Below are 9385 nucleotides of genomic sequence, written 5' to 3'. Positions count from 1 at the left end.
GGTTTACGGTTGAGGTTGGTTGCGGTTAGCGTATTCTAGCGCCGCCTGTGCGTCTAGTTTGGCGGCTACTTTGAGGCGTTGTTGGCGTTGTTCTTCGGTTTCGGGTGGCGGTTTCGCGGCTGCTTTGTCAACGGAGAGGGACAGCACGTCCGTCACGTCCAACTTTTTGTAGTGGGGCCGCATCGCCGCCCACATGATGTAGCGCGTTTGCTGCCAGCGATCCTGATCGTACGTCCGCCTGGCTTCGTAGGCCTCGATGAACTCCCAGGGGGTCAGGGCGTAGAAATCGGTGAGGGACAGGCTCAGCACCCCGAGCGCTACGCCTTGGTAGTCGATTTTTTGGCGGGTGCCTTCGCCTTGGCTTTTTTTTCCTTGCTCTCTTCCGGTGCTTTCCCGGCATCCGGCACGAGCGCCATCACCACGTCCGTGAACAGCCCCATGTATTCGTTGATGGCCCGTTCGACGTCCTCAATCTTCGGCGTGGGTCGCTCGTCCTTTTCCCAGCTCAGGCCCGCGCCGATCACGTTACGGATGAAGGGCTCGACGGCATCGGCCGGGAATTCGTTCTTGCTCAGCATCTGCATCATCGTGTCGAATTCCGAAAGATTCTTCAGACCGAACAGCGGAAGGGAGCGGCGAATAGCACCGAAGTCCAGGCGGACGGGGTATTGCTCGCCGTTGAATTTGATGGTGCCCTGTAGTGTAGTAAAACTCATAATCGTATCAGTTGAAAATTGGTATAGCCCCGCCCCGACGTGGTCGGGGCGGGGCGGTTGGTTACACGGTCACTACGCCGAAGACGGGCGCGCCGATGCCGGTACAGGATCCGGAGATGGTGCCGTTTTCCTCGACCGCGGCGGTCATGGAAAAGTCGGACATGATGACCTGGCCGGAGACGATGCTGTCGCCTTCCTGGTCGGTCGTGGCTTTCCAGTCGAAAGCGTCGTCCTGATCGAAGAGCGCGAAGATTTGCTGCATAGCATTGACGTTGCCGGTGCCCAGGTCTCCTTTCTCGCTCATGAAGCCCTCGAAAGAGAGCGTGTAGCTTTTCTTGCCGGATTCGCCGGAGCTGTAGCCGCCGGTGTTGTCCTTGTGGACGGTTTCGCGGATTTCCTTGGAGTAGGCCACCGTACAACTGTTGGCGCGGCCGATGACTAAACCGTTGAGGTAAAGCCGGAAATTGGTACCGTTGATGACGCCTTGCGTTTGTGGCATGATGTTTAGGGTTTTAGGTGCTTACGCGGGCGGTGCAGTCGACCACGTACTGAAATAGGTTCGATGGGGTGAGAAAAGGGGCGTCGGTGTTGTCACCGACCTTGGTTCTGATCCGTCCGCCCGGTGGCCCCACTACTTTCCAGTTGAGGGCAGACCGGACGGCCTTTTTCATGGATCGGATGTCGTTATAATTGTCGGCGTACAGATCGATCTGGAAACCCCAGCCGTCGGGGATGGGGCCGTCCTTGGTGGCGATCTCGTTTATCTCCAGTTCCTGCATGACCATGAAGGGCGGGCGCAAATTCTGATCGGCCACGACGGGGTAGATGCGGTCGCCCACCAATTCCGTGATGGTCTGGTCGGTAGCGAGCACGTCGTAGATGAGTGATTGAGCGTCCATGGTTAGCGGGTCGAAATTCCGTTTTGGCGGGCGCGGCGTTTAATAGATTTGCGCGTCCCTTTTTCTACGATGGAAATAATTTCCAGCTTCGAGCTGGCCAGGGCGGGGTCCATCACCACTGCCTTGAATTGCTTTGCGCCGCCGAACAGCATGTGGGCGTAATACCCGTCCGTCGGCTGCCCTACCCCACCGTACTCCGCGACCTTCTTTTTGGCGAAGCGCGGCCCCACGATGGCATCCACCAACCGGCGGATGGGGATGCGGCCGATACTCCGTCGAAGGTTACCGGGGTTGTAGACGATTCGGTCAGCACCCGAGCCGCGTTGGTGCTTGCGCGTGCCCTTCGGCACCCGCGACCGCGCCGCTTTGATGAGTGGCTTTGCGGCCCTGATCATCACCGCCCGGCGGTCTTTTCGCGAGTAGGTTTCGAAGGTCTTTTGCACCTTGTTCGTCCATATTTTCGCTTCCGCGTTCATGGACCTACTCATGCGTTTGCTCGCCGATGGCCAGGCATTCCAGTTTCAATAATTCAAGCCGGTCGCCCGTTGGCGAAACCGATAAGATGTCGTAGACGCGGCGATCAAAAACCACCCGGTCGGTCGTGGATAGCTCCCGGTTTTCGCGGCGGATCGTCAGCAGCAGCGTGGCGCGGGTGTAGACCCGGTCGCCTTTCTGTTTCTCGTCGCTACCGACGCTCCGGAACTCGGGGGCGGCGTAAACGCCGGTTTCCAAGTCGTTCCAGGTCTTTGTCGACCCACCTACCTGCCCGCGCGCGGTGGTCGGGCGTTGGATGGTGATGCGCGAGCGCATTTGCCCGATTAAGTCAGCCATCTGCGTTGCGTATTGAGGAGGTTATGGGCGGCGGTCGGCAGGTTGCGCACCATGTTGACCCGGTTCTCGTACATGTCGGCGATCAGCAGTTTCATGGCCGCTTTAATGGCGGGGCTCACTTCCTTGTAGGAAGCGGCCCCGGCCTCGTAGGTCACGATGGGCGCGGTCGCGGGTGCCAGGTTCAGGACGATGACCGTGCAGCTTAGCCGGTCGTCGGCGGTGTATTCCGTCGGGTCGAGCGTTCTGGTGCCCACTTTCACGCTGGTTACGGAGGTAATCCGGTCAGCGTGGAGAGTCAATTGCCTTTCCCCGGCCTCGAAGCGTTCGACGAGGGTTTGGTGGAGAAAGATTCGGTTCGTGTAGTGCTCGCAGTACGCCCGCGCCGCCATGATGAGCCCCTCGATGAGGGCATCTTCGGCGTCGTACCCCACCCGTAGCCAGTCCTTAGCCTCGTCGAGGCTGACCGGTTCTTGGTTGGGGGGGGAGGTGACTACGTGCATGGTCGGTTACTTAGCTTTGGCTTTCGCCGTCGCGGTAGTCTTTTTTGTGGTGGTCTTTTTGACCGGCTTTGCTGCTTTAGCGGCTTCCTCGGCACCTGCGGCCGCGCCCTCCACCAATTCCTCGGTGGTAGGCACCTCCTTAGTACGGTCAGGGACGGACGTAGCAATGACGGGCGGGACGGGGGCGGTGTTATTGGCCACCTTCGGCGCGGCGTCGGGTATATTGTCGATGGTTTCCACCACCTTCATCACTGCTTTTTCGGCCACTGCGACCTTGGCGTTGATGGCTTTTTCGGCCTTCTTACCGGTTAAGTCGGCGTTGTCGACGCCCAACCCTGATTTGATCAGTAGTTTGCCCTTTTCTTCGGACACTTCGACCACCGTATCGACGGCGGCGGAAATGTTGAAGGGCGGGCCGACGGCAGGGGCAATAAGTAGAACTTTCATGGTACGGGGTTGAGCTGGTTAGAACTTACCCGCGCCAGGAAAGCGCGGGTAAGTTGTTGGGTGTGGTTTAAGCCGCGGTGGCTTCGGTGTTGATGTCGATGACCGCGGAGAACGACTGGGGGCGGCGGACAACTACGTCTTTGTAGCTGTTGCTCACGATCCGGACCATTCCTTCGAGCGCCTTAGTAAAAGGATCAAGGATGACATCGCGGCCACCCCAGCCGCCGATGATGACTTCGCTAAAGTCACCGAAGATCATGGAGCTGAGCGTTTCGCCGGAGGTACCCTTCTCGCCCTTATTGGGAACCTGCGTGGAGAACTTGATGGGGTAGCCCATCAGGGTTCCGCCCTTAGCGCTTTCGAGCAGGTATCGGTCGGAACCCTGTGCGATAGTCGTAACCATCAGTTCCGCCATGACCTCGGGGTTGGTCAGGAAGGCGAGGTTATCCAGGCTCACGTCGGCAACGCCCATTGCCCGCAGCATGGCCACGATTTTCGGGCGGGTGATGACGGCACCATTAGCACCGAGTTGGACTAGATTGATGCCAGCGGTGTTTAGGATTCCCCGAGGAATACTTCCCACTCCGCTGCCAGTGAGGGCGGCTTTGTCGAGGGCGAGTTCGTCGGCCTTCAGCAAATCGCGACGCAGGAAGGCTTCGTAGTCGGCCGGGGTGTTGCTCTGAATCAGCAATTGTTTGCTGGCTTCGGTGTAGGCCGTCAGGCGCTTCGGGCTCATTTCGATCTTACCGAAGGTGGGCGTGGTCTCGTCAGCGGTTTCGATCTCACCTTTCCACTTGGAAATCATATGGCCGGTCACGCGGACCATTTCCAGGTTGGCGGTAAGCCCTTCGATGACTCGGGCCCCTAACTCGACGATACGCGGCTTGGGCCGGTTGCTGTCAATAAGGTCGGCACTTAGGTCGGTGGCCACAGTTACCCCGGCGCTGGCCTGATTACCGACGATGCTGGCACGCTTGGAAGCGGCCATGAAGGATGCGGGAACGGCAATACCTTCAATCTTACCACCAAATCCAGCGGCCTCACTGATCGCGGCGTCCCGCATCTCCTTTTCCAGGCCGTCGAGCTTTTCTTTGCGCAGCTCCATACCGAGACCACGAGTAAAGCTGAATTCACGCACGATTTTCTCCATTTCGCGTTCCTCGCTTTTGCTGGCTTCATTGCCACCAGCGATAGCGACGGGCTTGGTCTCCTTGGAGGCGTCGGCGGCGTCACGGGCTTCGACGAATTCGAGGCTGGTGGCGCGCTCGTCCAAATCCTCGATTTCCGCCTGCAGTGCTTTCGCCTGCTTGGATTCTTCGTCGGTGAAGGTGGACCGGCCTTCGTTGGCCAGCTTCACGTGAATGGCGCTGAGCTTTTGGCTACGGGTCTGGATTTCTTTGCGAAGTTCTTGACTTTTAGTCATGGCAAAAGGGTGTTTAGGTGGCCGCTTTCAGCAGCGTGTTTACGTAGGTGATGGACTGGCGGACCTCATCGGAGAATCCGGCAGGTGGAGTAGGTTTTTCTTCGCCCTTCGTGGGTTTGCTGCGCAGGGCGACGTCGGTGTTTGAGTTGGCCGGGTAGGTGACCGGGGAGACGTCGTAGACGATCTCGAATTCTTCTATGGTGCGCAAATCCATCTCCTCGGACTCTTCAGTCCACGTCTGTTTTTTGACGACGAAAGCGTAGGATGATTGCGAGATGTTACCGAGCCGGATATTTTCAAACAGGTCGTTACCGATGTTGGTATTTGGCATATCGAAGCCATACTTCAGACCTTTATCGTCGATGGTAAGGGTGAGCGTCTTGTTGATCGATCGCGCCAGAATGTTATCCGCGTTGTGGTTGAACAGGCACCGGACGTCGCTCAGGTCGGCGTTGTCGAAAGCGGTGCGGGCGATCACTTCGGTGTACCAACCCATATCGGTGGGGACGCCGAACAAGGCGGCGTAACCTTCCACGCGCCGGCTAGATTCGGCGGTGCGGAACTCGATTTCCAGCGACCGGACTTCCTGGTCGACGTTGTGCTTTTGTTTAGGCATCGGCAGGTTGCTTTTTGGTGGAATCTGACTTCACGTTACTGGCTAGGGACATACCGAATTTCTCACCACCTTCGTAGGGGTTCATGTTTTCCAGGGCGCGGATTTCGTTGGGGTTGATGGCGCGTGTCTGGAAGAGTTTGAGGTACAAGTCGGCGCGGGCGTTAGTGTCGCCACGGAGGAGACCATCGAGGTTGATCCGGACGAACATTTTGCCCTGATCCTTCCGGCTAAACAGCTTCGTGTTGAACTCCTTTTCAAGAATCTTGACGTAGACGCGAAGCGTGAATTGGACCAACACCCGGTTAAGTTCTTCCACGTTGGAAAACGTGGCGGCTTCCAGGTTACCGAGCATGATGGGGTGGACGCCGGTGATATTGGAGATATCGCCGATTGTCTGGAGGCGACTTTCGTTGAGGCGGCTTTCGTCCATGGTGCCACCGAGCCGTACGAACTTGAATCCGAATGGAAGCATGCCGACTTTACCGGCCTTGTCGCGGCCGGTGTTGTTTTTAGTCCAGGCACTCATCGCCTGCGCGGCTTGCTCTTTATTCATGGGTTGGTCCGGCACCAGTAGGCCGGAAACCTGCCCGCCGTTGTCGTAGACAACCCACGCCATTTTGATTTCCGCCAGGGCACGCTTCAAAGTATCCTGAAAGACGACGATAGGATCCTGACCAAAAATGCCATCCTTGCTTTTAAGCTTGAAGTGTAGCAGAGATTCGGCGGGAATGGGTTTGCGACCGTAAAAACGGTAGAAGTATTTACCGCGGACCTCGACAATGTCGGGGTGGCCGTCGGTGATGATCTCCAGTTCGTAAGGCTCTCCGGATCGGTAGTGGGGCAGCACGTAGCAATTCCCGTGCAGCATCAAATTACGGATGATGGCCGTGCGGAAGTCGAACGTGTTGTAAAGTGGGTGCGGCCGGCTAGACAGCAAGTGGTGGAGGGGGTTGTCGACGGCTTCATCCGTTTTCCCTTCCTTGCCGCGCTCGAAAACACCGATCGGCATGCTCGCAATCTGCGTGGCGACGATGTCGATAGCTCGATCGTAGGCGGGAATGGCCTGCGCGGTCTTTGCGGTCAAGACGGTATCGCCAATTCCCCACGACTGGAGGAACATTTCCCAGCTACTAGCGGGGGCCTTGCCCTCGATGGTGCGCTGATCCGAGCGGTAAGACGTGCTTTTACCGAACCAACCCTTCGCCCGCTGGAGTAATCCAGGGCGTCCCGAGCTGCGTATGGAGGAGAATTGAGCGGTCACTGGCACAAAAGACCAGTAAACCGGCCGGAAAACAGCGGGGCAGGCGTCCCTTATGTGCTTCCGGGAAGGTTTAGCGGACGTTTGAGCGCTTAATCCGCATAATTCGCTCTACGTAGCGCGTACGGCTCTTGCGGAAGTTGTCGTACTCCGAAAACCGATTTTGCCCGCACAACTCGATGAGCTTTGCCTCGATCATGTGGAAAGACTCCGCTGGGGAGTTATTACCGCATAGTTCGTAGTACTCCCGGTAATATTGATCCCCGGTAAGAAGGGTAATTGAGTAGGCTACGAGTTCTTTGACCGCGGCGCGTTGTTGTTTGTTGAGTGTTTTTGTCATTGCCAATTTATTCCGAAGTCTGGTGATTCTACTAGTTTGTAATTGAGGTATTCCCCGAATGCCATGGCCAGAGCGACGGCACCGTCGATCTTTTCGCGGCTCTTTCCCTTGTCGAATTTCACGTTGCCGTTTCCATCCGTGTAGGTGACGATGTTGCCGAACATCCACCGGAGGACGGGGTCGTTACGGTGGTCGAGTTCTCCTTTGAGGATCGCTTTGAGCATGTAGTGGATGGGCTCGCTGAATTTGCTGGCGCGTTGGGCAAATTCGCTCATCAGTATGCCCGATTCGTGCGCTTGGGTGGCGAGGTGGGCGGCGTTCCAGGGGTCGTAGGACATGCCCCGGAGGTTAAAATATTTACTGTCCGCGATGATTCCGGCTAGGATATGGTCGTAATCGGCTACGTTTCCGGGGGTGGTGGTGATCCACCCTTCCTCCGCCCAGTCCAAGTAAGGGACTAGGTCTTTGCGGCTCCGTTCCTGCGCGTTTTCTTCCGGTACGTAGTGGCGCATGAGCACCCGAAACCGATCGAAACCGGCCTGCGGGGGGAAGAGGTAAGCGGCGCAGGTGATGTCCCGGGTCTTCGCTAGATCCAAACCGCCGAAACACAGCAAGCCTTCGACGTCTTCGGGCTTCCAATCGCTGGCGCCGGACATGTAGTCTTTGTCCTTCACCCAGCGACTGGCTACCGATGTCCAAATGTTGAGGTTCTTCGTTTTGAAAGAGATTTCTTTGAGAGCACCTTCGGTTTGGGCTTTGCGGAATTCTGTTTGCAGGCCGGACATGGTGGGGGTGCGTCCTAGCCCGGGGTTTGCTTTTTCCCACAGGCTTTCGTCTTCCCAATCGTCGTCGTCGTCGAGGCAGAAAATGAGGGGTAGGATGTCGTCGTTTTCTACTGTGCCCTCCAGTATGTGGTCGCAACTCTTTTCGAATCGCCACAGGGGTCCGTTGATATTGAAGCCGCGCGTGGTGGTAATGAGTAACATGGGTTGCTCGCGCGATACCATTCCCGATTCCATGTTGTCGGGGATGGCGCTGTCCTTTGCTTCGTGGTACTCATCTACGATACAGAGGTGAGGGTTTACCCCATCCATGGTTTTCGCGTCGGCGGCCATGGGTTTGAACCAACTATCCGATTCGGTATTGATGATCGACCGGCGGACGGTACTATCGTAGACCTTCAGCGTTTGGTTAACCCATTCGCTTTCGCGGGCGGCGTAGGTCATCATCTTTTTGGCGGCGATCCAACTGAATTCGGCTTGGTCGTATTTATTGGCGGCGCTGTAACATTCCGCCCCTTCCTCATCATCGAAGAAAGTGAAGATGTTAGCGATGGCTGCGGCGAACTCGGTTTTACCATTTTTCTTCGAGACACACAAAATGGATTTTCGAAAGACGCGCAGGTCGTTCTTAACTTTCTTAAGAGCGAAAATCATGACGAGGAAGAATTCCTGCCAGTCCATCATCTCGAATATCTCGCCAGCGTAGGTACCCTTAGTGTGGCGGAACAAACCGACGATCTCGATCACCCGCTCCGCTTCGTCGAAGTCGAAATAGTATTCTTCTTTGTTGGCGAGTCGGACGCAACGCTCCACGCACAAGCGTTCCCGGCGGCCAGCTTTACGCTCACCGTCCAACACCTTCGTCATATACCGGGCCCAACCCGGCACGTCTGGCATCAACCGACTTTTCTAAGTCTTGCGAACTTGTCCATGGGCTTACCAAGGCTAGTAGCTTTCTCCCTACCCTTCTCTCGGAAGTGCCGATCGATACCGAGCATTTTGGCGTACTGGATTAGCCGGTCACTGGCGTCCTTGCGCATAATGACCTGAGGACGGCGGCGCTCCGATCCGTTTTTGTCGATCGTGGTGTAGCCCCTGTCATATAGAAATTCGTCGAAGCGCTTTACCTCAGACGCGGCTTTTGAGTAGGCAGCGATTGCCTCGGTGTCCACCTTGTTCAGGTCGCCGGCCTCCTTCAAATATTTCACGGTCTGGCGGAAGACCTTGGTGGCGTCGCTGTCCTCTTTCAGGTAGCTGGGGAGCGTGGGGGTGGAGGCGCGTTTTGCTTTTGGTTTTCGGGGGGTGGGCATCCGTTCACTTTTTTTGATAAAATTTGCCCTTGTAAAAGGGAGGGGCTGGGGCGGGTATCGTGGGGCGAGTGCCGTCAGGCTCGACCCCTCCCCCCGGTAGGGTCGAAGGCGAGGGGCGGAGGGCGCAAGTCTTGGAGTACTTGATCTCGATCGTAGGGAGCACACTTACCACTCTCCAGTACCCTACACTCGGGACGGTAGCCGATAGCTTCGCGCGCAGACTTACGACCGTGCACTTCCTTGGTGAGTGACATGAGGTTAGC

At 56.9% G+C, this 9385-nt stretch carries 14 protein-coding genes; all 14 read right to left on the bottom strand.

Annotation, left to right across the window (positions count from 1 at the left end; genetic code table 11):
* Positions 1–3: 3 nt before the first annotated feature.
* A complete protein-coding gene (locus GGR27_RS01395; protein WP_168035610.1) occupies positions 4–309 on the bottom strand; it encodes a hypothetical protein in 306 nt (101 codons plus the stop codon).
* 8 nt (positions 310–317) lie between these two features.
* The gene (locus GGR27_RS01390; RefSeq protein WP_168035609.1) at positions 318–716 is read right to left on the bottom strand and encodes a hypothetical protein; all 399 of its coding nucleotides are present in this window, start codon (positions 714–716) and stop codon (positions 318–320) included.
* Between the two features lie 61 nt (positions 717–777).
* Positions 778–1215 (bottom strand): phage tail tube protein, encoded by a 438-nt coding sequence (locus GGR27_RS01385; protein WP_168035608.1) that lies wholly within the window; start codon positions 1213–1215, stop codon positions 778–780.
* Positions 1216–1228: 13 nt separating this feature from the next.
* Positions 1229–1615, bottom strand: coding sequence for a tail completion protein gp17 (gene gp17 / locus GGR27_RS01380; protein ID WP_168035607.1), 387 nt, complete (start codon positions 1613–1615; stop codon positions 1229–1231).
* A 2-nt stretch (positions 1616–1617) separates the two neighbouring features.
* Positions 1618–2103: a hypothetical protein gene (locus tag GGR27_RS01375; RefSeq protein WP_168035606.1), complete on the bottom strand. Its 486-nt coding sequence runs from the start codon at positions 2101–2103 to the stop codon at positions 1618–1620.
* Positions 2096–2446 (bottom strand): head-tail adaptor protein, encoded by a 351-nt coding sequence (locus GGR27_RS01370; RefSeq protein ID WP_168035605.1) that lies wholly within the window; start codon positions 2444–2446, stop codon positions 2096–2098. Before GGR27_RS01370 ends, GGR27_RS01375 begins: the two co-directional genes overlap by 8 nt.
* The gene (locus GGR27_RS01365; RefSeq protein WP_168035604.1) at positions 2434–2946 is read right to left on the bottom strand and encodes a head-tail connector protein; all 513 of its coding nucleotides are present in this window, start codon (positions 2944–2946) and stop codon (positions 2434–2436) included. The genes GGR27_RS01370 and GGR27_RS01365 overlap by 13 nt, the downstream gene beginning before the upstream one ends.
* A 6-nt stretch (positions 2947–2952) precedes the next feature.
* On the bottom strand, positions 2953–3393 hold the full coding sequence (locus GGR27_RS01360; protein WP_168035603.1) for a hypothetical protein: 441 nt from the start codon (positions 3391–3393) through the stop codon (positions 2953–2955).
* Positions 3394–3460: 67 nt separating this feature from the next.
* On the bottom strand, positions 3461–4816 hold the full coding sequence (locus tag GGR27_RS01355) for a phage major capsid protein (protein ID WP_168035602.1): 1356 nt from the start codon (positions 4814–4816) through the stop codon (positions 3461–3463).
* Positions 4817–4829: 13 nt separating this feature from the next.
* Complete coding sequence (locus GGR27_RS01350; RefSeq protein ID WP_168035601.1) at positions 4830–5432, bottom strand: HK97 family phage prohead protease; 603 nt, start codon at positions 5430–5432, stop codon at positions 4830–4832.
* Positions 5425–6693: a phage portal protein gene (locus GGR27_RS01345; RefSeq protein ID WP_168035600.1), complete on the bottom strand. Its 1269-nt coding sequence runs from the start codon at positions 6691–6693 to the stop codon at positions 5425–5427. Before GGR27_RS01345 ends, GGR27_RS01350 begins: the two co-directional genes overlap by 8 nt.
* A gap of 70 nt (positions 6694–6763) precedes the next feature.
* Positions 6764–7030, bottom strand: coding sequence for a hypothetical protein (locus GGR27_RS01340; RefSeq protein ID WP_168035599.1), 267 nt, complete (start codon positions 7028–7030; stop codon positions 6764–6766).
* Positions 7027–8709, bottom strand: coding sequence for a terminase large subunit (locus GGR27_RS01335; RefSeq protein WP_168035598.1), 1683 nt, complete (start codon positions 8707–8709; stop codon positions 7027–7029). Before GGR27_RS01335 ends, GGR27_RS01340 begins: the two co-directional genes overlap by 4 nt.
* Complete coding sequence (locus tag GGR27_RS01330) at positions 8709–9122, bottom strand: P27 family phage terminase small subunit (RefSeq protein WP_168035597.1); 414 nt, start codon at positions 9120–9122, stop codon at positions 8709–8711. The genes GGR27_RS01335 and GGR27_RS01330 overlap by 1 nt, the downstream gene beginning before the upstream one ends.
* Positions 9123–9385: the final 263 nt, after the last annotated feature.

The sequence above is a fragment of the Neolewinella antarctica genome (assembly GCF_011927835.1).
Taxonomy (GTDB): domain Bacteria; phylum Bacteroidota; class Bacteroidia; order Chitinophagales; family Saprospiraceae; genus Neolewinella; species Neolewinella antarctica.
Note: the sequence above shows the minus strand (reverse complement) of the source record. Positions and strands in the feature narration are given on the sequence as shown.

Bases quoted from the DNA above. Each gene is read 5' to 3' on its own strand.
- GGR27_RS01390 (WP_168035609.1), bottom strand. From the start codon at position 716: ATGAGTTTTACTACACTACAGGGCACCATCAAATTCAACGGCGAGCAA.
- GGR27_RS01385 (WP_168035608.1), bottom strand. From the start codon at position 1,215: ATGCCACAAACGCAAGGCGTCATCAACGGTACCAATTTCCGGCTTTAC.
- gp17 (WP_168035607.1), bottom strand. From the start codon at position 1,615: ATGGACGCTCAATCACTCATCTACGACGTGCTCGCTACCGACCAGACC.
- GGR27_RS01375 (WP_168035606.1), bottom strand. From the start codon at position 2,103: ATGAGTAGGTCCATGAACGCGGAAGCGAAAATATGGACGAACAAGGTG.
- GGR27_RS01370 (WP_168035605.1), bottom strand. From the start codon at position 2,446: ATGGCTGACTTAATCGGGCAAATGCGCTCGCGCATCACCATCCAACGC.
- GGR27_RS01365 (WP_168035604.1), bottom strand. From the start codon at position 2,946: ATGCACGTAGTCACCTCCCCCCCCAACCAAGAACCGGTCAGCCTCGAC.
- GGR27_RS01360 (WP_168035603.1), bottom strand. From the start codon at position 3,393: ATGAAAGTTCTACTTATTGCCCCTGCCGTCGGCCCGCCCTTCAACATT.
- GGR27_RS01355 (WP_168035602.1), bottom strand. From the start codon at position 4,816: ATGACTAAAAGTCAAGAACTTCGCAAAGAAATCCAGACCCGTAGCCAA.
- GGR27_RS01350 (WP_168035601.1), bottom strand. From the start codon at position 5,432: ATGCCTAAACAAAAGCACAACGTCGACCAGGAAGTCCGGTCGCTGGAA.
- GGR27_RS01340 (WP_168035599.1), bottom strand. From the start codon at position 7,030: ATGACAAAAACACTCAACAAACAACAACGCGCCGCGGTCAAAGAACTC.
- GGR27_RS01335 (WP_168035598.1), bottom strand. From the start codon at position 8,709: ATGCCAGACGTGCCGGGTTGGGCCCGGTATATGACGAAGGTGTTGGAC.
- GGR27_RS01330 (WP_168035597.1), bottom strand. From the start codon at position 9,122: ATGCCCACCCCCCGAAAACCAAAAGCAAAACGCGCCTCCACCCCCACG.